Genomic DNA, 25066 nt, shown 5'->3' with positions numbered 1-25066 from the left:
CGTTATAAGGAAAATGAGCATTGCTGGTCACAGGTACTGGGAACAGTAACATGAGCGTTAATAAGTAGACATAGTTTTTCAATTGTCAGGGTTGAAAAATGTCGGAAAATGCGCTATGATATACAAATCACGCGTACAAATGTGCGTATCAAAAAGACAAAACAGGAAATGAGGACATAAAAATGGATCAGAAATTAAGAGTAGGTATTCTTGGTGCAACAGGAATGGTAGGGCAGAGATTTATCTCTCTGCTGGAAAATCATCCGTGGTTTGAGGTAGTAACACTGGCTGCAAGCCCGCGTTCCGCAGGAAAGACATATGAAGAAGCAGTCGGAGACCGCTGGAAAATGGACACTCCGATGCCGGAAGCAGTCAAGAAGATCGTTGTACATAATGTCAACGAGGTAGAAGAAGTTGCAAAGACAGTTGACTTTGTATTCAGTGCAGTTGATATGTCAAAAGATGAGATTCGTGCGATCGAGGAAGCATACGCAAAGACAGAGACACCGGTTGTATCTAATAACAGTGCCCACAGATGGACACCGGATGTACCGATGGTAATCCCGGAAGTAAACCCGGAACATTTTGCGGTCATCGAAGACCAGAAAAAGCGTCTTGGAACTACAAGAGGATTTATCGCAGTAAAACCAAACTGTTCGATCCAGAGCTATGCGCCTTGCCTTGCAGCATGGAAAGAATTCGGACCGAAAGAACTGGTTGTTACAACCTACCAGGCAATTTCAGGTGCAGGAAAGACCTTTAAAGACTGGCCGGAAATGATAGAAAATATCATTCCATTCATTGGTGGAGAAGAAGAAAAGAGCGAGCAGGAACCGCTTCGTGTTCTCGGCAGAGTTGAAAATGGACAGATCGTAAAAGCAGATTCTCCGAAGATCACATGCCAGTGTGTACGTGTACCGGTTCTTAATGGACATACTGCTGCCGTATTTATCAATTTTGAAAAGAAACCAACCAAAGAGCAGCTGATCGAAAAACTGGAAAGTTTCAAAGGCTTCCCGCAGGAAGCAGAGCTTCCGAGTGCACCGAAGCAGTTCATCCGCTATATGACAGAAGACAACCGTCCGCAGGTGAAACTGGATGTAGATTATGAGAACGGAATGGGAATTTCTATCGGACGACTCAGAGAAGATTCCCTTTACGATTATAAATTTATCGGACTTTCCCACAATACAGTCCGCGGTGCGGCAGGAGGAGCTGTTCTCTGTGCTGAGACACTGACTGCAAAAGGTTTTATCACAAAGAAATAGCTTTTGCAGGAAAGTTTAAAAGAAGTTAACTTTTCTTTCTTCTGATTCAGTGGTAGAATGAAATTATACCAGTGTAAAGGAAGAGTGAAGGTGGGCTAATATGAAAAAAGAAATGCAGAACTATACACAGAACAGAGAACTGTCCTGGCTGAAGTTCAATCAGAGGGTACTGGAGGAAGCAAAGGATTCTTCAGTACCCCTTCTTGAAAGAATGAAGTTTGTATCTATTTTTACAAGCAACCTGGATGAATTTTTTATGATCCGCGTAGGAAGCCTGTATGATATGTCGCTTACGGATAACAGCACGATCGACAGCCGTTCGGGGATGAATCCGAAAGAGCAGCTGGATGCTATCTTTGCGGCTGTAGCACCATTGTATAAAGAGCGGGACAAGACTTACTCGGAGATCAAGAAGCTGCTGAATCCATACGGTGTCTGTGGACTATCGATAAAAGAGCTGGAGCAGCAGGAAAAGAAGTATGTGAAAAAGTACTTCAAAGACCAGATCCTACCGATCCTGTCTCCACAGATCGTGGATGCCAATCATCCATTCCCACATCTGCTCAATAAGGAACTGTATGTGATCGCAAGTCTGAAGCAGAATGGAACTTCCATGATTGGAATCGTACCGGTTCCACAGTTTGTGTCAGATATTTTATATCTTCCGGGCCATGATATCCGTTATATCCGTATGGAAAAGGTGATCATGGAATATCTGGATGTGGTGTTCGACAAATACGAGGTATCGAACAAGAATTATATCTGCGTGACAAGGAATGCAGATGTGTCGCCGGACGATGAGGCACTGGAGATCAATGATGATTTCCGCCTGCTGATGCAGGAAACCCTTCACAAGCGCCGCAGAATGGCAGTAGTCCGCATGGAGACAGCGGAGCCGCTGGATAAGGAACTGGAAAAGTATTTCTGTGACAAATTTAAGATCACACCGGCACAGATCTACCGGACCAAGATGCCGATGAAGCTGGATTATATTTTTTCGATTATGGATAAGGTTCCGGCATCGCTGAAACGTTCTCTGATCGACGAACCGTTTACTCCGCAGCCATCCCGCTATCTGACGGATGGAAAAGTGATTCCGCAGGTAAAGAAAAAAGATATACTTCTTTCTTATCCGTATGAGAGTATGGATCCGTTTCTGCGTATGATCAAGGAAGCGGCTTATGATCCGACCGTTCTAACGATCAGGATCACAATCTACCGTCTGGCAAAGAAGGCACGGCTGGTAGAGTACTTATGTGCAGCGGCCGAGAACGGCAAAGAGGTTACGGTTTTGATCGAGCTGAGAGCCAGATTCGATGAACAGAACAATATTGACTGGTCCGAACGTCTGGAAGAAGCAGGATGCCGTGTGATTTACGGATTTGAAGGTTATAAGGTGCATTCCAAGATCTGTCTGATCACTTACCGGAACCGCAACAATATTGAATATATTACGCAGGTGGGAACCGGAAACTACAATGAAAAGACAGCGACGATGTATACGGATGTGTCGCTGATCACAGCGGATAAGGGAATCGGAGAGGATGCAGCCGTCTTCTTTAAGAATATGTCCATTGGCAATCTCAATGGAAGCTATCAGCACATTATTGTTTCACCGACCAGTCTGAAACCAAAGGTGCTTTCACTGATGGACGAGGAGATCAAAAAGGGAACGAACGGACGGATCATCATGAAGATGAATTCTGTGACGGATGTAGATTTTATCCAGAAGGTTTCCGAGGCATCAAATGCAGGGGTGAAGGTGGATCTGATCGTCCGTGGAATCTGCTGTATTCTTCCGGGAGTCAAAGGGTACACAGAGAATCTCCGTGTGACCAGTATTGTCGGACGTTATCTTGAGCATCCGCGTATTTTCCTTTTTGGAACCGGAGCGGATCAGAAAATCTATATCGGTTCCGCAGATATGATGACGCGTAATACGGAAAAACGCGTGGAAGTGGCATGTCCGGTTTACGATGAAACTATCAGGAAACAGCTGACACATATGCTGAAGATCATGCTTGCGGACAATGTAAAAGCGCGGGAATTAAAGAGTGACGGCAAATACTACATGAAAGAAAAAGGAACTTCAAAAGTCAATTCCCAGGAATATTTTATGCGTGAAGCAATCACCGTCAGACATCCGGAAGGACGGACAAAACAAAGCTTCGTTGATAAAATCCGGAAGATTTTTCGAAGAAAATAATTTGTTTTATGTTCTGAATATGATATGATAAAAAAGTGGAGCTGGTATCAGCTTCACTTTTTAAACGCTGTGAGAGTTGCTATAGCGTGAAAATACAGGAGTACAAAATTATTATATGGGTAAATCGGTATATATTGCAGAAAAGCCGAGTGTGGCACAGGAATTTGCCAAGGCACTGCATTTGAATTTGAAAAGAAAAGACGGATATCTGGAATCAGATGAGGCGATCGTAACCTGGTGTGTTGGTCATCTTGTCACGATGAGTTATCCGGAAGTATATGATGAAAAGTATAAGAGATGGTCTTTGCAGACACTGCCATTCATTCCGCAGGAATTTCTCTATGAGGTGATACCGGGAGTAAAGAAGCAGTTTGAGATCGTAAAAGGAATACTGACCAGGAAGGACGTAGACCGGATTTATGTCTGTACCGACTCGGGAAGAGAAGGAGAATACATTTACCGTCTGGTGGAACAGATGGCAGGCGTAAAAGGGAAAGAACGCCGGCGTGTGTGGATCGATTCCCAGACGGAGGAAGAGATCCTCAGAGGAATCCGTGAGGCGAAGGATTTGTCAGAATACGATAATCTGTCAGCTTCGGCTTATCTCCGTGCGAAGGAAGATTATCTGATGGGAATCAACTTTTCCAGACTTCTGACACTCAAATATGGAAACAGCATTTCAAATTATCTTGGGAATAAATACACGGTTGTATCTGTCGGACGTGTGATGACCTGTGTCCTTGGAATGGTCGTAAGGCGGGAACGGGAGATCCGTGAATTTGTTAAAACGCCGTTCTATCGTGTGATCGAATCGGTAAATGTAGACGGACATACTTTTACCGGTGAGTGGCGTGCAGTGAAAGGTTCGGCTTATTTTGAGTCTCCAAAGCTCTACAAAGAGAATGGATTTAAAGAGAAAGAGGAGGCCAAAAAGCTGATAGCTGTTTTGAAAGAGGGAACATCCCCTCTTACCTGCCGGATTGTATCCATCGAAAAGAAAAAAGAGAAAAAGAATCCGCCACTTCTGTTTAACCTTGCAGAACTTCAGAACGAATGCTCCAAACGGTTCAAGATCAGTCCGGATGAAACGCTCCGTATTGTGCAGGAGCTTTACGAGAAGAAGCTTGTCACCTATCCGAGAACAGACGCCAGAGTGCTTTCGACGGCAGTATCAAAGGAGATCACAAAGAACCTGAACGGGCTGAGTAAATACCAGATGGCTGCACCATATATGCAGGATATTCTGCATTACGGAGCATATAAAAATCTGGCAAAGACGCGTTATGTCAATGACAAGCAGATCACGGATCATTATGCGATCATCCCGACAGGACAGGGACTTTCAGCATTGAATTCGGTATCTGCAACGGCTCATCATGTGTATGATGTGATCGTCCGGAGGTTTCTGAGTATCTTCTATCCTCCGGCAGTTTATCAGAAAGTGGCGTTGGTAACACAGATCGGAAAAGAACAGTTTTTCTCCAACTTCCGTGTACTTGCGGAAGAAGGATATCTGAAGGTGGCAGGGTTCCCTGCACCAAAGAAAAATGCAAATGGAAATGACGCGGAAGGAGATGGAAGTGATAACAATGTGGATCTGGATGCCGCATTTTTTGCATCCATCCAGAAGCTAAAAAAAGGTGATATCCTGGATGTGAAATCACTGGATATCAAAGAGGGAGAAACTTCACCGCCGAAGAGATACAATTCCGGTTCCATGATCCTTGCGATGGAAAATGCAGGTCAGCTGATCGAGGATGAGGAACTTCGTGCGCAGATCAAAGGAAGCGGGATCGGAACCAGTGCGACCAGGGCGGAGATCCTGAAAAAGCTCTTCAATATCAAATATCTGGCACTGAATAAAAAGACGCAGGTGATCACACCGACGCTTCTTGGAGAAATGATCTATGATGTGGTGTTGAATTCTATCCGTTCACTTCTGAATCCGGAGCTGACGGCAAGCTGGGAAAAGGGGCTTAACTATGTGGCAGAGGGAGAAATTACATCGGATGAATATATGACAAAACTGGATCATTTTATTGTCAGCAGAACCAACGGAGTACTGGGACTGAATAACCAGTATCAGTTAAGAAGCTGCTATGACAGGGCAGCAGCATTTTATAAAAAAGAAACCAAAGGCAGAGCATCGAAAGGAAAGAAAAAATGAAAGAAATGACGGTTAAAGAAATGTATACGCTGGAAGAGACAATCGCAAAGGATTTGTTTGAAGGAGTGACCTACCCGTGGGAAGTACTTCCGAAAATCAGCAGTTTTATCCTGGAACTGGGTGCGTCTCTTCCGGAAGAAGAGTATGAAAAACGTGGAGAAAATGTGTGGGTTGCCAGATCCGCAAAGGTTGCGCCGACTGCATTTATCGGCGGTCCGGCGATCATCGGAAAGGACGCAGAGGTAAGACACTGTGCGTTTATCCGTGGAAATGCGATCGTAGGAGAAGGTGCAGTTGTCGGAAATTCTACCGAGCTGAAAAATGTGGTCCTCTTCAATAAAGTACAGGTTCCACATTATAATTATGTGGGGGATTCAATCCTTGGATACAAGTCACATATGGGAGCAGGTTCTATCACATCTAATGTGAAATCCGATAAAAAACTGGTGGTTGTAAAGACGCCGGAAGGAAATATCGAGACCGGTATGAAAAAGTTCGGCGCGATGCTGGGTGACCATGTAGAAGTTGGATGTGGAACCATTCTGAACCCGGGAAGTGTAGTAGGACCGCATACCAATATTTATCCACTTTCTTCGGTGAGAGGATTTGTGCCGGGAGGAAGTATTTACAAATGTGCAGGTGAAGTAGTTGAAATGAGACAGGAGTAATGTCGGATGAAGCTTACAATACTTGGAACGGGAAATGCAACAGTAACGGAATGCTATAATACATGTTTTGCCCTCTCGGATGGAAACAGGCATTTTCTGGTGGATACCGGCGGCGGAAACCGTATTTTAAAGGTGTTAAAAGACACCGGGATCCAGCTGGAAGACATTCACGATATTTTTATTACCCATGAACATATCGATCATCTTCTGGGCGTGATCTGGCTGATACGGATGATCGGGCAGAAGAAGATCGGCCAGGGAAAATATGAGGGGAATCTGCGGATCTACTGCCATGAAGAGCTGGCAAGATCAATCCGCATGATCGCAGAACTTACGATCCAGAAAAAGGTGACGAAATATTTTGATGACCGGATTCTTTTTGTGCCGGTGCATCACGGAGAGACAAAGGAAATCCTTGGCTGTTCGGTCACCTTTTTCGATATTTTTTCCACGAAGGCAAAGCAGTTCGGGTTTACGATGCTGCTTCCGAACGGAGTGAAGTTTACCTGCTGCGGTGACGAACCGTACAATGAGAAAGATTATGAATTTGTGAAAGGCAGCGACTGGCTGACCCATGAGGCGTTCTGCCTGTATGGAGAAGCAGATAAGTTCAAGCCTTATGAAAAGCACCACAGTACTGTGAAAGAAGCATGTCAGCTTGCCGAGGAGCTTCAGATTCCGCATCTGATCCTGTATCATACGGAAGAGATGCATCTTAAGGAGAGGAAAGAGCTTTATACGCGGGAAGGACGGGAGTACTATCACGGGAAGTTGTTTGTGCCGGATGATCTTGAGGTGTTTGAGCTTTAGATTGCAGGACGGGCGGTCTGCGGGAAAATAGAAGACGGACGCGCTTTTAATAAAATAAACCGGACAGATTTAGTTGTGCAGGGCATTCCGATGAGCCTCCGAATGCGAAATTATGTCAGCAATGGCTTCCGAGAAGAAGTGTTCTGGTTGTGGGGGAAGGGGAAGATGTGGTATGATGGGGGAGTCAGAAGCTTTGAGGATCTGGGCGAGAAAGGTTTTCGGGAGGGGTTCGGTTTCTTCTCCGGGGAAGGTGAGACGTGTGGATCTGATTTAAAAATGTAGTTGACAAACCAGAACATATGTACTAATATAGAACCAGAACAAACATTCGTTCGATGGAGAGCGTGGGCGAAGAATCTGGGATAAGGAGATTAATGATGGCGAATAATACAATGAATGATGAGAATAAAAAGAAAGCATTAGACGCAGCAATTGCAAAGCTTGAGAAAGATTTTGGTAAGGGAGCAGTTATGAAACTGGGTGATCCGGCGGCACAGGTGCATGTTGAGACGGTTCCGACCGGTTCTCTGAGTCTGGATCTGGCACTTGGTGTTGGCGGCGTTCCGAAAGGACGTATTATTGAAATTTATGGACCTGAATCAAGTGGTAAGACGACAGTTGCATTACATATGATCGCAGAAGTACAGAAAAGAGGCGGCATTGCGGGATTTATCGATGCAGAGCATGCACTGGATCCGGTATATGCGAAGAATATCGGTGTAGATATTGATGAACTTTACATTTCACAGCCAGACAGCGGAGATCAGGCATTGGAGATCACTGAGACAATGGTACGTTCCGGTGCGATTGACATTATCGTAGTCGATTCTGTTGCAGCACTTGTTCCGAAGCAGGAGATTGAGGGTGATATGGGTGATACACATGTAGGTCTGCAGGCAAGACTGATGTCACAGGCACTCAGAAAGCTGACACCGGTTATCAGTAAATCAAACTGTGTTGTAATCTTTATCAACCAGCTGCGTGAGAAGGTTGGCGTTATGTTCGGTAATCCGGAGACAACAACGGGTGGACGGGCACTGAAGTTCTATTCATCTGTCCGTATGGATGTCCGCAGAACTGAGACTCTGAAGCAGGGCGGAGAGATGGTTGGTAACCATGTCCGCGTGAAGATCGTGAAGAATAAAATTGCACCTCCGTTCAAGGAAGCAGAATTTGATATCATGTTCGGAAAAGGAATTTCCAGAGAAGGAGATATCCTGGATCTTGCGACGAAGATTGATCTGGTCAATAAGAGTGGTGCATGGTATGCATACAACGGAGAAAAGATCGGTCAGGGACGTGAGAATGCAAAGTCTTATCTGGCAGCACATCCGGAGATTATGGAAGAGATTGAAGAAAAAGTCCGTGCGCATTACGGAATCGGTGCAGAAGGGCAGGAAGTAGAAGAACCGGCACAGGCTGCTCCGGCAGATGCTGAAGAAGTGATGGATGAGGAAGAATAAAACATATGATGAGAATTACCCGAATCGAGCCAGTTACAAAGACAAAGTATCGGGTATCTGTTGATGAGCAGTTCGCCTTTGTGGTTTACAAAGGCGAACTGTCCCGTTTTCACCTGAAAGAAGAGTGTGAATTGACAGAGGATACTTATGCAAAGATCAAAGAAGTCCTTTTGAAGCGGGCAAAGCTTCGTGCGATGCACCTGCTGAATGACATGGCAAGAACTGAATCCCAGCTCAGAGATAAATTAAAGCTGGGCGGCTATCCATCGGAGATCACCGAAGCGGCGATTGCCTATGTGAAATCATTTGGATATATCAATGATGACGCCTACATTCGGAACTTTATAGACAGCAGGAAAGATAAAAAGAGCAGACGGGAGATTTATGCCCTTCTGAGACAGAAGGGCGTGGATATGAACCGGGCAGAAGAGATCATGGAAGAGATGTATGAAGAGCATTCCGATCAGGAAGCAATCCGGGAGCTTCTTCGCAAAAAACACTGGGACTTTGCCTGTACAGATCCGAAAGAAAAGCAGAAAATATATGGATATTTGGTGCGGAAAGGATTTCGTTACGAAGATATCCGTCAAGTAATACAAGTTTGCGATTGGAATGCTTGACATATTTGTGAAAACAGTATAGAATTTAAGTGTTGTATTTGTACAATGAAAACTAAATAAGGAGGTGCTCCTGTGCTGATACCTATAATTATTGCTGTAGTTGTTACGCTTATAGTAGTAATGCCGGTTACTTATTTTGTTACTGTTTCCAAGTTGAAGAACGATGCAAATTCTAAAATTGGGAACGCTGATGTAAAAGCAAGAGAAATTATTGATGATGCTTTGAAGACAGCAGAGACAAAGAAGAAGGAAGCACTTTTGGAAGTAAAGGAAGAGTCCATCAAGACAAAGAATGAACTTGAAAAAGAGACTAAGGAACGCAGAGCTGAACTTCAGCGTTATGAAAAGCGTGTACTTTCAAAAGAAGAATCTCTGGATAAGAGATCTGCGGCAATTGAGCAGAGAGAGACTGCATTTACTGCAAAAGAGACAGCGATGAAGCAGCGGGAGGCTGAAGTTGAAGAACTCAGCCAGAAAAGAGTACAGGAACTAGAAAGAATCTCAGGACTTACCTCCGAACAGGCAAAGGATTATCTATTAAAAACTGTTGAAGAAGATGTGAAACATGACACTGCCAAGATGGTGAAAGAGCTTGAAACACGTGCAAAGGAAGAGGCTGACAAGAAGGCGAAAGAGTATGTTGTCACCGCAATCCAGAGATGTGCGGCAGATCATGTGGCTGAAACTACGATCTCGGTAGTTCAGCTTCCAAGTGACGAGATGAAGGGTAGAATTATCGGACGAGAGGGACGGAATATCCGTACTCTTGAGACACTGACAGGAGTAGAGCTTATTATTGATGATACTCCGGAGGCAGTTGTTCTTTCCGGATTTGATCCAATCCGAAGAGAAGTGGCAAGAATTGCACTGGAGCGTTTGATCGTAGATGGACGAATCCATCCTGCAAGAATCGAAGAGATGGTTGAAAAAGCGCAGAAAGAAGTAGAGACTATGATGCGCGAAGAAGGAGAGGCAGCAGCACTTGAAGTTGGTGTACACGGCATCCATCCAGAACTGATTCGTCTTCTTGGACGTATGAAGTTCAGAACGAGCTACGGTCAGAATGCACTGAAGCATTCAATCGAGGTTGCTCAGCTATCCGGATTGCTTGCGGGCGAGATCGGACTGGATGTCCGTATCGCAAAGCGTGCAGGTCTTTTACATGACATCGGTAAATCGATCGATCACGATGTAGAAGGTTCACATGTTCAGATTGGTGTAGACCTTTGTAGAAAATACAAAGAGTCGCCGCTTATTATCAACGCGGTAGAAGCACATCATGGTGATGTAGAACCACAGTCTCTGATTGCAGGCGTTGTTCAGGCAGCAGATGCGATTTCGGCTGCAAGACCAGGTGCAAGAAGAGAAACCTTGGAGACATACACAAACAGATTAAAACAGTTAGAAGATATTACCAACCAATTTAAAGGGGTTGAGAAGTCATTTGCTATTCAGGCGGGTAGAGAGATTCGCGTAATGGTAGTTCCAGAACAAGTATCTGATGATGATATGGTATTGCTGGCAAGAGATATTTCAAAACAGATTGAATATGAATTGGAATATCCAGGTCAGATTAAGGTAAATGTAATCCGGGAATCCCGTGTTACAGATTATGCTAAATAACACGATAATCAGAAAACGACAGCCGTCCAAAAGATTCGGTCTTTTGGATGGCTGTATTTAATTTACGCGAGCAACGAGCCAAAGTCCGCGTTTGCACGAGACCTTGGCGACTGCCGCGATAACTTGAGAAACTCGCGGAGCGTGTTTCTCATAGTTGTGTGAAAAGGAAGTGGAAAACGGATGAAAAAAGAAATCAAACGTGTAAAAAGAGAAAGGGTATATCAGGGAACAATTGTTGATGTATACAAAGATTATATGGAGTTTTCCAATGGAAATCATGAGGTGTGGGACTATATCCACCACAAAGGGGCTGCTGCTGTGATTCCTGTGATGGATGATGGCAGACTCCTGATGGTAAGACAGTACCGGAATGCACTGGACCGCTTTACACTGGAGCTTCCAGCAGGAGGGCTGGACCAAGCAGATGAACCGGGACGAGACTGTTCGGCAAGAGAATTGGAAGAAGAGACCGGATATCGCAGTGATGATCTGGAATGGCTGATCACGCTTCGAACAACTGTAGCACTTTGCAACGAAAAAATCGAAGTTTATGTGGCACGAAACCTGATCCGTACCCATCAGCATCTGGATGAGAATGAATTTGTGAATGTAGAGGCACATACGGTTGAAGAATTGAAGCAGATGATCTTTGAAGGAAAGATTGAAGATTCCAAGACTGTAGCTGCTATCCTTGCCTATGATGCAAAGTATAACAGATAAAGTGAACGCATAATTAACAACTCCGGTCATATAATGAACTATGTGAAATTATTGGAGGCCGGAATGTGGAATTTTATCGGAAGAAATATCAGCTGCCCATGCTATATCTGATTGGTTTTGGAACGGGTATCTTATATGCTAATTTTATTGCAAAAAATTATGTTACGATGACTGGAATTTTCCATGAATATTTTCTGAATCAATATACACAGGTGAAAATCATAAATGAAGATTACCTGTGGTACCTGCTCAGATGGAGAGTGATGCCTCTGGCGTTAGCGGTCTGTGTGGCAAATCTGGGATTTCGCAGACTGACAGCAGCCGGAATCCTCCTTTGGACAGGCTTTGCAGCCGGGATACTGTCTGTGGCGGCAGTTTTAAGGATGGGCCTTTGCGGAATGCTGCTGTGTATTGCCGGTATTTTCCCGCAATATATTTTTTATGTACCGGCATATCTTCTATTGATCCGGTATTATTATCGTTATCCGCAAAGTGAATGGAATGGAACAAAAACAGGATTTACTGTTATGATGATCGTGGCGGGAATTTTGTCTGAGGTGTATTTAAACCCTGGGATTGTCCGTTGGTTTGTGAAGGTTCTTACATAGCAGGAATGTGTTCAGCCACATTTTAGCGTCAGGTGATAGAAAATGGCAGAAAGCCCTCTTACTGAACAATTCGGTAAAGAGGACTTTCTGCCGTTTTTTATCGCCCTTGTTTTATCAGGAGAAACATGCAGCAGCCAAATGTAAGAAGCTGGCTTGCAAGCAGTGCCCACAGATAGCCAAGAATCCCGAACTGCGGAATCAGAAATAGAACACCACAGATTCGTACTGCCAGGGTGAACAGATTGATCAGAAAAGTTTTTCCGGCAAGATCCAGACCATTTAACACACTGATCAGTGCGGTGTTACTATAGAGAAAAGGACAGATAAATGCTAGTGTTAAGATATAATTTCCGGCTTCTGGTGTATGAAAGATCCGTCTGCTGATAAAGCCGGATGCGGTAAAGAAAAATAGCAGGCAGGCAAAACCAAGAAACAGGCAGAAAAAAATAACTTTCCGTAAAAGCTGCGGAAGAGCATGCTTTTTCTGAGCATCCGGCATACTGGCAACTTCGGGGAGGAGCATTGTGGAGATGGAATTGGTGAGGGCAGATGGAAATAAAATGCAGGGAAGGGCAATTCCGGTCAGAATTCCGTAGGTGCTAAGAGAAGCGGAGATACTCATTCCATACTTTTGCAGGGCAAGTGGAATAGAAATTGCTTCCAGACTCTGAAAAAGATTCAGAAGGACTCTGCTTGCGGTCAGTGGAAGGGCAGAAAAAAGCAGGGGAGGAACAGCAGAAAGAGCCGGCTCCCGGTGTGGGGAGAAAGGTTGCCCGGCAATTCTGAGCTTATGGATGCAAAGAAAAGCGGCTGCAATTTCACCACCGACAATTCCGAGGACAGCAATTGCGACAGATGGTGTAAAAGCGGTATGAGCATCGGCTGTATAGAGGAAGATAACAAAAAAGATCCGGACCAGCTGTTCAAATAATTGGGAGAGGGCAGGAAGCCGAATCTGCTTGAGCCCCAGAAAGTAACCACAGCTGCAACTGTGCAGAGCTGCAAATGGAAGTGCATATGCTATCAGGAAGATGAGAGAGGCGCATCGGGGATCACCAAGTATGACTGTGGTGAGGAAAACAGCATTTTTCTGCAACAGAAAAAGACAGCAGATGGAAAGAAAAAGAGAACAAAGCAGTGCTGCTTTCAGGTAAGAATAAGCTTTTGCAGACTGCTTTTTTGCAGAAGAGGCGGCAACCAGGCGCGCCAGAGCCGTCTCGATCCCTGCTGAAGTTGCAGCATAAGCAAGTGTGTAGACAGGGAAAATCAGCTGATACAGACCGATTTCTTCTGCAGGGAAAGATCTGCTGAGAAAAATACGGTAAAAAAATCCCATTACACGGGTGAGAATGCCGACTACAGTAAGGATAAAAGTTCCTTTCAGGAGAAAATGTTTTTGTGACATAGCAGCTCCAAAGGCATTTTTGTTTTAAAATATATGCAAGAAAGAGCCTTGACAGAACATAACAGAGGTGATATCCTCAATTTGCAAGAAATCCTAGTAAAACAGTGGGATATAAAAAATAAAGAGAAGGTGATGGATTGAAGATCTCAACGAAGGGTCGTTATGGTTTGCGCGCCTTTATCGATCTTGCGTGTTATGGCGCAGAAGAACCGGTTTCCATCAGCAGTATATCAGCCAGGCAGGAGATATCGGAACGATATCTGGAACAGCTCATGGCGAAGCTGAAAAAGGCAGGTCTTGTCAAGAGTATCCGTGGAGCGGGAGGAGGATATCGGCTGGCAAAGGATGCGGCGGAAGTTTCTGTTGGTGATGTACTCAGAGCACTTGAAGGAGACTTGGAACCTGCGACTTGTGCAGCACTTCATTCGGAAGACAGTTGCGAGATCCAGGGAAGCTGTATCACGAAATATGTCTGGAAGAAAGTCAATGAAAGCATGGCACAGACGGTAGACAGTATTATGATAAATACCCTTGTGGAAATGAATAAAGAAGTAAAGAAAGAAGGACAAAAAGATGAGTAAATTAATTTATTTGGATAACGCAGCAACAACAAAAACTGCACCAGAAGTTCTGGAAGCAATGCTGCCATATTTTACAGAGCAGTATGGCAATCCTTCTGCGATCTACAGTTTCGCATCCCATAACAAAGATGTTGTGGCAGAACAGAGAGAAAGAATCGCAAACGCACTCGGTGCAAAGAGCAACGAAATTTATTTTACAGCCGGCGGATCAGAGTCTGATAACTGGGCACTCAAAGCAACCGCTGAGGCTTATCAGAATAAAGGAAAACATATTATCACAACCAAGATCGAACATCATGCGATCCTGCATACAGCAGCTTATTTGGAAGAACGTGGGTTTGAAGTGACTTATCTTGATGTGGATGAATACGGAAAAGTAAATCCGGCAGATGTGGAAGCAGCAATCCGCCCGGATACCATCCTGATCTCTGTAATGTATGCAAACAACGAGATCGGAACAATTGAACCGATCAAAGAGATCGGTGAGATCGCTCACAAACATGGTATCCTGTTCCACACAGACGCCGTACAGGCTTTCGGACAGGTCCCGATCAATGTAGATGAATGTCATATTGATATGTTAAGTGCCAGCGGACACAAGCTGAACGGACCAAAAGGAATCGGATTCCTCTATATCAGAAAAGGCGTGAAGATCCGTTCCTTCGTTCATGGTGGGGCACAGGAAAGAAAACGTCGTGCAGGTACAGAAAATGTTCCGGGTATTGTTGGAATCGGTACAGCAACAAAACGTGCTATCGCTACGATGGAAGAACGTACAGCAAAAGAGCGCGAGATGAGAGATTATCTGATCAAACGTGTGATGGAAGAAATCCCGTACACCAAGCTGAACGGACATCCGACAGACCGTCTGCCAAATAACGCAAACTTCTGCTTCCGTTTCATTGAGGGCGAATCTATGCTGATCCGTCTTGATATGGCAGGAATTTGTGGATCCAGTGGATCTGCATGTACATCCGGATCTCTTGATCCATCCCATGTACTTCTTGCAATCGGACTGCCGCACGAGATTGCGCATGGATCTCTGCGCCTGACTCTGAATGAAGAGATCACAAAAGAAGACATTGATTATGTAGTAGATCAGCTTAAGACAATTGTAAGCGATTTACGCGGAATGTCACCGCTTTATGAAGATTTTGCAAAAAAACAGAATAAATAATTCGATAGAAAATACAGCTTTAGGAGGAATTTACAATGTATACAGAGAAAGTAATGGATCATTTTCAGCATCCACGTAATATGGGAGAAATCGAGAACGCAAGCGGAGTGGGTACTGTTGGTAACGCCAAATGTGGTGATATCATGAGAATCTACCTTGATATTGATGATAACGGAATTATTAATGATGTAAAATTTAAGACATTCGGATGTGGCGCGGCTGTTGCAACAAGCAGTATGGCGACAGAACTTGTAAAGGGAAAACATATTTCAGAAGCAATGCAGGTAACAAACAAAGCCGTTATGGAAGCACTTGACGGACTGCCGCCGGTTAAGGTACACTGTTCTTTACTGGCAGAGGAGGCAATCCATGCAGCGCTGTGGGATTATGCAGAGAAGCACGGGATCAAGATCGAAGGACTCCAGAAGCCGAAGAACGATATCAGTGAAGGTGAAGAAGCAGAAGAGGAAGAGTATTAGAATTTTCTGCAGGAGAAAAGAGAATGGCAAAAAAGAAAGTGGTAGTCGGAATGTCAGGTGGTGTCGACTCATCGGTAGCGGCATATCTTCTAAAAGAACAGGGATATGATGTGATCGGTGTGACGATGCAGATCTGGCAGGACGAAGAATCGAAAATACAGGAAGAAAACGGCGGATGCTGTGGACTCAGCGCGGTAGATGATGCCAGAAAAGTTGCGGCACAGATCGGCATTCCGTATTATGTGATGAATTTCAAGAAGGATTTTCAGGAGAAGGTAATCGATTATTTTGTGGATGAATATTTGCATGGCCGGACACCAAATCCGTGCATTGCGTGTAACCGTTATGTAAAATGGGAATCTCTTCTTACACGGAGCATGGAGATCGGAGCAGACTATATTGCAACAGGTCACTATGCGAGAGTAGAACAGTTGCCGAACGGACGCTATGCAATCCGGCATTCGGCAACCTGGTCAAAAGACCAGACCTATGCGCTTTATAATCTTACCCAGGATCAGCTGAGAAGAACGCTGATGCCTGTTGGTGAATACGAAAAAGACCAGATCCGCGAGATCGCAAAAGAGATCGGATTGCAGATTGCGAACAAACCGGACAGTCAGGATATCTGTTTTGTATCCGATGACGATTATGCATCTTTTATTGAAGAAGAAAGTGACCAGAAAATCCCGGAAGGTAATTTCGTAACACCGGATGGAAAGATCTTGGGACGGCATAAAGGAATCATCCACTATACGATCGGACAGAGAAAAGGACTTGGGCTTTCTCTTGGGTATCAGGCATTCGTGCTTGAGATCCGTCCGGATACGAATGAAGTTGTGATAGGGACGAATGAAGATCTGATGACGACGCGGGTCCGTGCAAATAAGCTGAACTTTATGACAGTAGAGGATCTGGAAGGTGAGATGCGCGTATTTGCCAAAATCAGATACAACCATAAAGGGGACTGGTGCACAGTCCGCAAAACGGGAGAAGATGAGATAGAGTGCATCTTTGAGACACCGCAGAGAGCGGTTACACCGGGGCAGGCACTGGTACTGTATGATGGAGATTATGTACTTGGAGGCGGAACAATTCTGGGATAGCTCAGAATTGTTCTGTTTTTTGGTATATTGGGACCGTACTGCAATCCAACAAATGATTTGCGTGAATGCCGGGTGGATTTACACATGAAGAATGACAAGGAGGGCAAAATATGAGAGCGGACTGCCATATGCACACTTATTTTTCCGGAGATTCAGAGGCAAAACCGGAAGATATGGTTCTTGCAGCAATCGATAAAGGACTGGAAGCAATCTGTTTTACGGATCATGAAGATATTGATTATTTTTGTGATGATATTGAATTTGTGTTTGATCCGGAAACCTATTTTAAAGAGCTTGGAGCACTGAAGGAAAAGTATAAAGAGAAGCTGGATATCCGGATCGGTGTGGAGTTTGGACTTCAGCCACACCTTGCGAAGAAAGCAAAAGCATTTACCGCGGCAAATCCGTATGATTTTGTGATCGGATCCATGCATGTGGTTGGTGGGAAGGATCCTTATTATCCTGAGTTCTTTGAGGGGATTTCGGACGAAGAGGCCTACCGGATGGCACTTCGGGAGACAATAGCCGATATCAGGGCTGTAGCGGATTTTGATGTGCTCGGACATCTGGATTATGTGGTACGTTATGGAAAACATCGGGAACAGGAATATTCTTACGGCAGATTTGCGGATGAAATAGATGAAATCCTGCGGTATCTTATCGAACACGGGAAAGGACTGGAAGTCAATACGGCAGGACTGAAGTATGGCCTTCCTTTTGCACACCCGCATCCGGATGTGTTAAAAAGATACAAAAAGCTGGGGGGAGAGATCATCACCGTCGGCGCAGATGCACATAAACCAGAGCATGTAGGGTATGATTTTAACATAGTTGACAATATTCTCGAAGCATGTGGTTTTAAATATTATGCAGAATTCATAAAAAGGGCCCCGGTTTTCAGAAAAATAAAGTGAAAAAAGGGGATTGAATTTTTGTTCTGAATTTAGTACAATAAATTACAGTTGATAAATCTTAAACAATGATAAGATTTATCAAGAAAAATGTAACTGTTATATACAGTAATACAATTTATCTTTAGGAGGACTAAATCATGGCAGTAAAAGTAGCAATCAATGGATTTGGACGTATTGGACGTCTTGCATTCAGACAGATGTTTGGAGCAGAGGGATTTGAGATCGTAGCAATCAACGACCTTACATCTCCTAAGATGCTGGCTCACTTATTAAAATATGATTCAACACAGGGAAAATATGAATTAGCTGATAAAGTATCTGCTGGAGAAGACTCCATCACAGTAGACGGAAAAGAAATCAAAATCTACGCTAAAGCTAATGCAGCTGAACTTCCATGGGGAGAAATCGGAGTAGATGTAGTTCTTGAATGTACAGGATTCTACACATCTAAAGCAAAAGCTCAGGCACATATCGATGCAGGTGCTAAACACGTTATCATTTCTGCACCGGCAGGAAATGATCTTCCTACAATCGTTTACAATGTAAACCATACACAGCTTACAAAAGATGACGCAATCATTTCTGCAGCTTCTTGTACAACAAACTGTCTTGCACCAATGGCTAAGGCTCTTAATGATCTTGTACCGATCAAATCTGGTATCATGTGCACAATCCATGCTTACACAGGTGATCAGATGACTCTTGACGGACCACAGAGAAAAGGTGATCTGAGAAGATCTCGTGCAGCAGCAGTAAACATCGTTCCTAACAGCACAGGAGCAGCTAAAGCAATCGGACTTGTTATTCCGGAACTTAACGGAAAACTTATCGGATCTGCACAGCGTGTACCAACCCCTACAGGATCTACAACAATCCTTACAGCAGTAGTTGAAGGTGAAGTTACTGTAGAACAGATCAACGCAGCTATGAAAGCAGCTTCTAACGAATCATTCGGATACAACGAAGATCAGATCGTTTCTAGCGATATCGTAGGAATGAGATTTGGTTCTCTCTTCGATTCTACTCAGACAATGGTACTTCCGCTTGACAACGGAACAACAGAAGTACAGGTTGTTTCTTGGTATGACAATGAAAACTCTTACACAAGCCAGATGGTAAGAACAATCAAACACTTCGGAACATTACTTTAATCCGTAACGTTTGTTTGGACAGGCTGAATTGATTCTTACTGGAATATTCCAGAGTTAGACTCAAGCAAGGGTCCGGTCTACATGGACCGGGCTCTTTTATTTAACAGGAAATTCTGATGGAGCTTCCTGCTAAATAAAAGGCACTATGTGCCCAAGATGTGTATTCGTGTGAAAACGCAGATTGTCGCAAGCAACTGCGCTCAGCACGGAAATGTGCCCGGCACATTCCATTTAAACGAAATGTAAACAGGAGGCAGGATTATGCTTAACAAAAAATCTGTAGATGATATCAATGTAAAAGGGAAAAAAGTCCTTGTAAGATGCGATTTTAACGTACCGCTGATCGATGGAAAGATCACAGACGAGAACCGTCTTGTTGCAGCACTTCCTACAATCAAGAAACTGATCGCTGACGGAGGAAAAGTAATCCTCTGCTCACATCTTGGTAAACCGAAGGGAGAACCGAAACCGGAGCTTTCTCTTGCACCGGTTGCAGTAAGACTTTCAGAACTTCTCGGACAGGAAGTAAAATTCGCAGCAGATCCTGAAGTAGTAGGACCAAATGCAAAAGCAGCAGTTGAAGCTATGAAAGATGGAGAGGTAATCCTTCTTGAAAATACACGTTACAGAGCAGAAGAAACAAAGAACGGAGATGAATTCTCTAAGGAACTCGCTTCTCTTTGTGATGTATTCGTAAACGATGCATTCGGAACAGCTCATCGTGCACACTGCTCTAACGTTGGTGTTACCAAATATGTTGATACAGCAGTTGTAGGATATCTTATGCAGAAAGAAATCGATTTCCTTGGAAATGCAGTAAACAATCCGGAAAGACCGTTCGTTGCAATCCTTGGTGGAGCTAAAGTTTCAAGCAAGATTTCTGTAATCGAAAACCTGATCGATAAAGTAGACACTCTGATCATTGGTGGAGGTATGTCTTATACATTCAGCAAAGCACAGGGCGGAACCGTTGGAAAATCTCTTCTTGAAGAAGATTACTGTGAATATGCACTGAACATGATTCAGAAAGCTAAAGACAAAGGCGTAAAACTCCTTCTTCCGGTAGACAACGTAATTGCAGATGATTTTTCAAATGATGCAAATATCAAAGTTGTTAAAGCTGGCGAAATTCCGGAAGGATGGGAAGGACTTGACATCGGACCAGAGACAATCAAGATCTATGCTGACGCTGTAAAAGATGCAAAGACAGTTGTATGGAACGGACCTATGGGTGCATTCGAGATGCCGAACTTTGCAAAAGGAACAGAAGAAGTCGCAAAAGCACTTGCTGAGACAGATGCAGTAACAATCATCGGTGGTGGTGATTCGGCAGCAGCAGTTAACCAGCTCGGATACGGCGACAAGATGACTCACATCTCTACGGGTGGCGGAGCTTCCCTTGAATTCCTTGAAGGTAAGGAACTGCCAGGTGTAGCAGCTGCTAACGATAAATAAGCAGCGTCTGTAATTAAGATAAAATAAGGGAGATTATTGCAATGGCAAGAAAGAAAATTATTGCAGGTAACTGGAAAATGAATATGACACCTTCAGAGGCAGTAGAGCTTGTGAATACACTCAAATCTCTGGTTGTGACAGAAGAGGCTGATGTGGTATTCTGCGTACCGGCAATCGATATCATTCCGGTTGTAGAAGCTGCAAAAGGAAGCAACATCCAGGTTGGAGCAGAGAATATGTACTTTGAAGAAAAAGGTGCATACACAGGAGAAATCTCTCCGAACATGCTTACAGATGCTGGTGTTAAATATGTTGTTCTCGGACACTCTGAAAGAAGAGAATACTTCGCAGAGACAAACGAGACTGTGAACAAAAAGATGCTGAAAGCATTTGAACACGGACTTACACCGATCATGTGCTGTGGAGAAACTCTTGAACAGCGTGAACAGGGTGTGACAATGGACTTCATCCGTCAGCAGGTTAAAGTTGGATTCCAGAATGTAACAGCAGATCAGGCTAAGACAGCAGTTATCGCTTATGAGCCAATCTGGGCAATCGGAACCGGTAAGACAGCTACAACAGAGCAGGCTCAGGAGGTTTGCAAAGCTATCCGTGAATGTATCGCTGAAGTTTATGATGAAGCTACAGCAGAAGCAATCCGCATTCAGTACGGCGGATCTGTAAATGCAGCTACAGCACCGGAATTATTCGCTCAGCCGGATATCGATGGTGGACTTGTAGGTGGTGCTTCTTTAAAACCGGATTTTGGTAAGATTGTAAACTGGAAATAGTCAATTATACCAAGGCGCAGGCAGAAATGCCTGCGTTTTTCAGCTGTCAAAGTTTTAACAAGTGCTTGCAAGCATATATAAAATCATGTACAATATTTAACTGAAAGAGAAATCAAACGCTTTAAGACAAAATGAAGGAGTGTAAGACGATGAGTAAAAAACCAACAGTTTTGATGATCTTAGACGGTTACGGTCTGAGAGATGAAAAGAAAGGCAACGGTATTGCAGAGGCAAACACACCGGTTATGGATAAATTAATGGCTGAATATCCGTTTGTAAAAGGAAATGCAAGCGGACTTGCTGTAGGACTTCCGGACGGTCAGATGGGTAACTCGGAAGTAGGTCATATGAATATGGGTGCAGGACGTATCATTTACCAGGAACTCACCAAGATCACAAAAGCAATCGATGATGGCGATTTCTTTGAAAATAAGGCACTTCTTGCAGCCTGTGAAAATGCGAAGAAGAACGGTACAGCTCTTCATCTGATGGGACTGGTATCTGATGGTGGTGTACACAGTCATATTACACATATTTATGGAATTTTGGAACTTGCAAAGAGACAGGGGCTGGACAAAGTATATGTTCACTGCTTCCTTGACGGACGTGATACACCTCCGGCATCTGGAAAAGAATATGTTGAACAGTTAGAAGCAAAGATGAAAGAAATCGGTGTAGGTGAAGTTGCAAGTGTTTCCGGACGTTACTATGCAATGGACCGTGACAACCGTTGGGACCGTGTAGAAAAAGCATATGCAGCACTTACACGCGGCGAAGGTGACACAGCAGCATCAGCAACAGAAGGAATCCAGGCTTCTTACGACAAAGAAGTAACTGACGAATTCGTAGTACCATTTGTAGTGACAAAAAACGGTACACCGGTTGCAACTGTAAAAGACGGAGATTCTGTGATCTTCTTTAATTTCCGCCCGGATCGAGCAAGAGAAATCACCAGAACATTCTGTGCGGATGATTTTGACGGATTTGCCAGAGGAGAACGTATCAAGACAACTTATGTATGTTTTACAGAGTATGATGAGACAATTCCAAATAAAATGGTTGCATTTGTAAAAGAAGGCATCACGAATACATTTGGCGAATTTCTTGCAGCAAACAATATGACACAGGCAAGAATCGCCGAGACAGAGAAATATGCACATGTTACCTTCTTCTTTAATGGTGGAGTAGAAGAACCGAACAAGGGAGAGGACAGAATCCTTGTCAAATCGCCTAAGGTTGCAACTTACGATCTGAAGCCGGAGATGAGTGCATATGAAGTATGTGACAAGCTTGTAGACGCAATCAAGGCTGATAAGTACGATGTGATCGTAATCAACTTTGCAAACCCGGATATGGTTGGTCATACCGGTGTAGAAGCAGCAGTAATTAAAGCAATTGAAGCTGTTGATGAATGTGTAGGAAAAGCAGTTGATGCAGTGAAAGAAGTTGGTGGACAGATGTTTATCTGCGCTGACCACGGAAATGCAGAACAGCTGATCGATGAAGAGACAGGAGAACCATTTACCGCTCATACAACGAACCCGGTTCCGTTCATTCTTGTAAATGCAGATCCTGCATATAAGCTTCGTGAAGGCGGATGCCTTGCAGACATCGCTCCGACGCTGATCGAGCTGATGGGAATGCAGCAGCCAGCAGATATGACTGGAAAATCATTATTAGTAAAATAGTAAATATATTTGCCCGGAATCATGAAAATGGTTCCGGGTGTTTTGTTGTCAGAAGAGCAAAACATACTGCAGGAGAAAAGAAAATATGCTGCATATAAATCTGATCTACTCTTTTTGAAAAGCATTAAAATGGAAAAATGCATGAAATGAAAAACAAAAATTCAAAAAAACACATTTAAATCAACAAAAATCACGATATGTCATATTTATATGCAAGAATTGGTTGACGAAAAATCATTTTTCCTATATACTTACTACTTGTAGTGAGTTTTGATGTTGTCAAAACAGCTGAAAGAAACTGCAGATGGCAGATTTCGGAAGTATAAAGTACGGCAGGAAACACACAATGATTAGTTGATGATTATGGGAGGTTTTCAAGATGACTGCATATAGAGATATGAGTAGAGAAGAACTGCTTGAATTAAAGAGCAGACTGGAAAAAGAATTTGAAGATGTTAAAGGAAAAGGTCTGAAACTGGATATGTCCAGAGGTAAACCGTCCAAAGCACAGCTTGATCTTTCTATGGGGATGATGGATGTACTTAAGAGCACATCAGATCTTGTCTGCGAAGAAGGAGTAGATTGCCGTAACTATGGAGTGATCGATGGAATCAAAGAAGCAAAACAGCTTCTTTCTGATATGATGGAAGTACCGAAGGACAATATTATCATCTTTGGTAACTCCAGCCTGAACGTAATGTATGATACTGTTGCAAGAGCGATGACACATGGTATCATGGGAAGCACCCCTTGGGCAAAGCTTGACAAGATAAAATTCCTGTGCCCGGTACCTGGATATGACAGACATTTTGCAATCACCGAACATTTTGGAATTGAGATGATCAATATTCCAATGACGTCGGATGGACCGGATATGGATCTGGTAGAGCAGTATGTGGAGAATGATCCGGCTGTAAAAGGTATCTGGTGTGTACCGAAATATTCTAACCCACAGGGAATCACTTATTCTGATGAAACCGTACACCGTTTTGCAAAATTAAATCCAGCGGCAGAAGATTTCCGTATTTTCTGGGATAATGCATATGGAATCCATCATTTGTATGAGGATAAACAGGATTATCTGATCGAGATTTTGATGGAATGTAAAAAAGAAGGACATCCGAACATGGTTTACAAATTCGGTTCTACTTCCAAGATCAGCTTCCCGGGTTCTGGTATTGCAGCAATTGCAGCATCTGATGAAAACCTTGCGGAAATCCGCAAGATGATGTCCGTACAGACCATCGGTCATGATAAATTAAACCAGCTCAGACATGCGCGTTTCTTCGGTGATATCCATGGAATGGTTCAGCATATGAAGAAACATGCAGATATCTTAAGACCGAAATTTGACACCGTATTAAGTGTACTGGAAAGTGAGCTTGGCGGACTTGAGATTGGTTCCTGGATAGCACCGCGAGGAGGATACTTCATTTCCTTCGATGCGTTGGATGGATGTGCCAAAGCAATCGTAGCAAAAGCAAAAGAAGCCGGACTGATCATGACAAAAGCGGGAGCAACCTTCCCATACGGAAAGGATCCAAAAGACAGCAATATCCGAATTGCACCGTCCTTCCCGACACCAGAAGAACTGGAAGTTGCAGCACAGGTATTCGTACTCAGCGTAAAACTGGTAAGTATTGATAAAATTCTTGGCGAAAAAGTAGAAGTCGAAGAAGCTTAATATATGTGAGAAACAGTGGATTTTCCCGAAAAGGAGTCCACTGTTTTTTTTAATAAAGGTTGTGTGGTCGATTTTACAAAAGAAAGTCCTCCAATTCCATTGTGCAAACCATTCCGATGAGCCTCTTAGAGCGGAAATCATGTTCAGCAAAGGCTTCCATGATTTCTGAGTCTCCTCTCCATTGCACAAAAGTGAATTGCAGGACTTTCTTTTGTAAAATCGACCGTTTAACTGTACTGGTAAAAATGACGGTGCTGAATTCGGAGAGAAAAAACTGTAAAGAAAGATATTACACTAATCTTCCCTTCCGACTGCAATTCCCTAAATCCTAGTCCTCACCACCCAAAAAACTTTCGCATATGTAAAACAAAGTTACCAATATACAGACCAGAGGAAACAAAGTACTCCCTCACATGAATTTGCACTACGGAGTTCAAGACTCAGGAATCGTGGAAGCCTTTGCTGAACACGATTCCTGCCTTAAG

The 25066-nt window shown here is 43.7% G+C and carries 21 protein-coding genes; 20 read left to right on the top strand and 1 reads right to left on the bottom strand.

Annotated features, from left to right (window positions below):
- Positions 1–182: 182 nt before the first annotated feature.
- The 10 genes from asd (at position 183) to PGY05_RS01110 (ending at position 12153) form a co-directional block, all read left to right on the top strand.
- Positions 183–1268, top strand: coding sequence for an aspartate-semialdehyde dehydrogenase (gene asd, locus PGY05_RS01155; RefSeq protein WP_270475170.1), 1086 nt, complete (start codon positions 183–185; stop codon positions 1266–1268).
- 100 nt (positions 1269–1368) lie between these two features.
- Positions 1369–3474 carry a polyphosphate kinase 1 gene (gene ppk1, locus PGY05_RS01150; protein ID WP_055248284.1) on the top strand — a complete coding sequence of 702 codons (2106 nt, stop codon included), beginning with the start codon at positions 1369–1371 and terminating at the stop codon, positions 3472–3474.
- 115 nt (positions 3475–3589) lie between these two features.
- On the top strand, positions 3590–5641 hold the full coding sequence (locus PGY05_RS01145; protein WP_270475169.1) for a DNA topoisomerase: 2052 nt from the start codon (positions 3590–3592) through the stop codon (positions 5639–5641).
- A complete protein-coding gene (locus tag PGY05_RS01140; protein ID WP_008372303.1) occupies positions 5638–6309 on the top strand; it encodes an acyltransferase in 672 nt (223 codons plus the stop codon). Before PGY05_RS01145 ends, PGY05_RS01140 begins: the two co-directional genes overlap by 4 nt.
- Before the next feature lie 6 nt (positions 6310–6315).
- Positions 6316–7119, top strand: a complete 804-nt coding sequence (locus PGY05_RS01135) for an MBL fold metallo-hydrolase (RefSeq protein ID WP_270475168.1) — start codon at positions 6316–6318, stop codon at positions 7117–7119.
- Positions 7120–7511: 392 nt separating this feature from the next.
- On the top strand, positions 7512–8582 hold the full coding sequence (gene recA / locus PGY05_RS01130; RefSeq protein WP_270475292.1) for a recombinase RecA: 1071 nt from the start codon (positions 7512–7514) through the stop codon (positions 8580–8582).
- 8 nt (positions 8583–8590) lie between these two features.
- On the top strand, positions 8591–9202 hold the full coding sequence (locus PGY05_RS01125) for a regulatory protein RecX (RefSeq protein WP_055156726.1): 612 nt from the start codon (positions 8591–8593) through the stop codon (positions 9200–9202).
- 72 nt (positions 9203–9274) lie between these two features.
- Positions 9275–10825: a ribonuclease Y gene (gene rny, locus PGY05_RS01120; protein WP_008372294.1), complete on the top strand. Its 1551-nt coding sequence runs from the start codon at positions 9275–9277 to the stop codon at positions 10823–10825.
- A 180-nt stretch (positions 10826–11005) separates the two neighbouring features.
- Positions 11006–11545 carry an NUDIX hydrolase gene (locus tag PGY05_RS01115; protein ID WP_055248287.1) on the top strand — a complete coding sequence of 180 codons (540 nt, stop codon included), beginning with the start codon at positions 11006–11008 and terminating at the stop codon, positions 11543–11545.
- Between the two features lie 65 nt (positions 11546–11610).
- Positions 11611–12153 (top strand): hypothetical protein, encoded by a 543-nt coding sequence (locus PGY05_RS01110; protein WP_070101602.1) that lies wholly within the window; start codon positions 11611–11613, stop codon positions 12151–12153.
- 97 nt (positions 12154–12250) lie between these two features.
- On the opposite strand, the gene PGY05_RS01105 is transcribed toward PGY05_RS01110, so the two are convergent.
- Positions 12251–13558 carry an oligosaccharide flippase family protein gene (locus PGY05_RS01105; protein ID WP_270475167.1) on the bottom strand — a complete coding sequence of 436 codons (1308 nt, stop codon included), beginning with the start codon at positions 13556–13558 and terminating at the stop codon, positions 12251–12253.
- 137 nt (positions 13559–13695) lie between these two features.
- Here PGY05_RS01105 and PGY05_RS01100 point away from each other — a divergent pair, with 137 nt between their 5' ends.
- The 10 genes from PGY05_RS01100 (at position 13696) to PGY05_RS01055 (ending at position 24581) form a co-directional block, all read left to right on the top strand.
- Complete coding sequence (locus PGY05_RS01100; protein ID WP_008372284.1) at positions 13696–14139, top strand: RrF2 family transcriptional regulator; 444 nt, start codon at positions 13696–13698, stop codon at positions 14137–14139.
- Positions 14132–15316, top strand: a complete 1185-nt coding sequence (gene nifS, locus PGY05_RS01095) for a cysteine desulfurase NifS (RefSeq protein WP_022220116.1) — start codon at positions 14132–14134, stop codon at positions 15314–15316. Before PGY05_RS01100 ends, nifS begins: the two co-directional genes overlap by 8 nt.
- Positions 15317–15351: 35 nt before the next feature.
- Complete coding sequence (gene nifU / locus PGY05_RS01090) at positions 15352–15795, top strand: Fe-S cluster assembly scaffold protein NifU (RefSeq protein ID WP_008372281.1); 444 nt, start codon at positions 15352–15354, stop codon at positions 15793–15795.
- A 23-nt stretch (positions 15796–15818) separates the two neighbouring features.
- Entirely contained in the window at positions 15819–16898 is a 1080-nt protein-coding gene (gene mnmA / locus PGY05_RS01085) for a tRNA 2-thiouridine(34) synthase MnmA (RefSeq protein ID WP_173686324.1), read from the top strand.
- A gap of 110 nt (positions 16899–17008) precedes the next feature.
- Complete coding sequence (locus PGY05_RS01080; protein WP_055248292.1) at positions 17009–17812, top strand: histidinol-phosphatase HisJ family protein; 804 nt, start codon at positions 17009–17011, stop codon at positions 17810–17812.
- A 137-nt stretch (positions 17813–17949) separates the two neighbouring features.
- Positions 17950–18963, top strand: a complete 1014-nt coding sequence (gene gap / locus PGY05_RS01075) for a type I glyceraldehyde-3-phosphate dehydrogenase (protein WP_008372277.1) — start codon at positions 17950–17952, stop codon at positions 18961–18963.
- A 261-nt stretch (positions 18964–19224) separates the two neighbouring features.
- The gene (locus PGY05_RS01070) at positions 19225–20418 is read left to right on the top strand and encodes a phosphoglycerate kinase (RefSeq protein WP_022220114.1); all 1194 of its coding nucleotides are present in this window, start codon (positions 19225–19227) and stop codon (positions 20416–20418) included.
- A 41-nt stretch (positions 20419–20459) separates the two neighbouring features.
- Positions 20460–21209, top strand: coding sequence for a triose-phosphate isomerase (tpiA, locus tag PGY05_RS01065; protein WP_008372272.1), 750 nt, complete (start codon positions 20460–20462; stop codon positions 21207–21209).
- Between the two features lie 149 nt (positions 21210–21358).
- Complete coding sequence (gene gpmI / locus PGY05_RS01060) at positions 21359–22897, top strand: 2,3-bisphosphoglycerate-independent phosphoglycerate mutase (protein WP_173685369.1); 1539 nt, start codon at positions 21359–21361, stop codon at positions 22895–22897.
- A 379-nt stretch (positions 22898–23276) separates the two neighbouring features.
- Positions 23277–24581: an aminotransferase gene (locus PGY05_RS01055; RefSeq protein WP_055248298.1), complete on the top strand. Its 1305-nt coding sequence runs from the start codon at positions 23277–23279 to the stop codon at positions 24579–24581.
- Positions 24582–25066 lie beyond the last annotated feature (485 nt).

It is taken from the genome of Coprococcus sp. AF51-11b1, assembly GCF_027682785.1.
Classification (GTDB): Bacteria; Bacillota; Clostridia; order Lachnospirales; family Lachnospiraceae; genus Allocoprococcus; species Allocoprococcus comes.
Note: the sequence above shows the minus strand (reverse complement) of the source record. Positions and strands in the feature narration are given on the sequence as shown.

Bases quoted from the DNA above. Each gene is read 5' to 3' on its own strand.
- asd (WP_270475170.1), top strand. From the start codon at position 183: ATGGATCAGAAATTAAGAGTAGGTATTCTTGGTGCAACAGGAATGGTA.
- ppk1 (WP_055248284.1), top strand. From the start codon at position 1,369: ATGAAAAAAGAAATGCAGAACTATACACAGAACAGAGAACTGTCCTGG.
- PGY05_RS01145 (WP_270475169.1), top strand. From the start codon at position 3,590: ATGGGTAAATCGGTATATATTGCAGAAAAGCCGAGTGTGGCACAGGAA.
- PGY05_RS01140 (WP_008372303.1), top strand. From the start codon at position 5,638: ATGAAAGAAATGACGGTTAAAGAAATGTATACGCTGGAAGAGACAATC.
- PGY05_RS01135 (WP_270475168.1), top strand. From the start codon at position 6,316: ATGAAGCTTACAATACTTGGAACGGGAAATGCAACAGTAACGGAATGC.
- recA (WP_270475292.1), top strand. From the start codon at position 7,512: ATGAATGATGAGAATAAAAAGAAAGCATTAGACGCAGCAATTGCAAAG.
- PGY05_RS01125 (WP_055156726.1), top strand. From the start codon at position 8,591: ATGAGAATTACCCGAATCGAGCCAGTTACAAAGACAAAGTATCGGGTA.
- PGY05_RS01115 (WP_055248287.1), top strand. From the start codon at position 11,006: ATGAAAAAAGAAATCAAACGTGTAAAAAGAGAAAGGGTATATCAGGGA.
- PGY05_RS01105 (WP_270475167.1), bottom strand. From the start codon at position 13,558: ATGTCACAAAAACATTTTCTCCTGAAAGGAACTTTTATCCTTACTGTA.
- nifS (WP_022220116.1), top strand. From the start codon at position 14,132: ATGAGTAAATTAATTTATTTGGATAACGCAGCAACAACAAAAACTGCA.
- nifU (WP_008372281.1), top strand. From the start codon at position 15,352: ATGTATACAGAGAAAGTAATGGATCATTTTCAGCATCCACGTAATATG.
- mnmA (WP_173686324.1), top strand. From the start codon at position 15,819: ATGGCAAAAAAGAAAGTGGTAGTCGGAATGTCAGGTGGTGTCGACTCA.
- PGY05_RS01080 (WP_055248292.1), top strand. From the start codon at position 17,009: ATGAGAGCGGACTGCCATATGCACACTTATTTTTCCGGAGATTCAGAG.
- gap (WP_008372277.1), top strand. From the start codon at position 17,950: ATGGCAGTAAAAGTAGCAATCAATGGATTTGGACGTATTGGACGTCTT.
- PGY05_RS01070 (WP_022220114.1), top strand. From the start codon at position 19,225: ATGCTTAACAAAAAATCTGTAGATGATATCAATGTAAAAGGGAAAAAA.
- tpiA (WP_008372272.1), top strand. From the start codon at position 20,460: ATGGCAAGAAAGAAAATTATTGCAGGTAACTGGAAAATGAATATGACA.
- gpmI (WP_173685369.1), top strand. From the start codon at position 21,359: ATGAGTAAAAAACCAACAGTTTTGATGATCTTAGACGGTTACGGTCTG.
- PGY05_RS01055 (WP_055248298.1), top strand. From the start codon at position 23,277: ATGACTGCATATAGAGATATGAGTAGAGAAGAACTGCTTGAATTAAAG.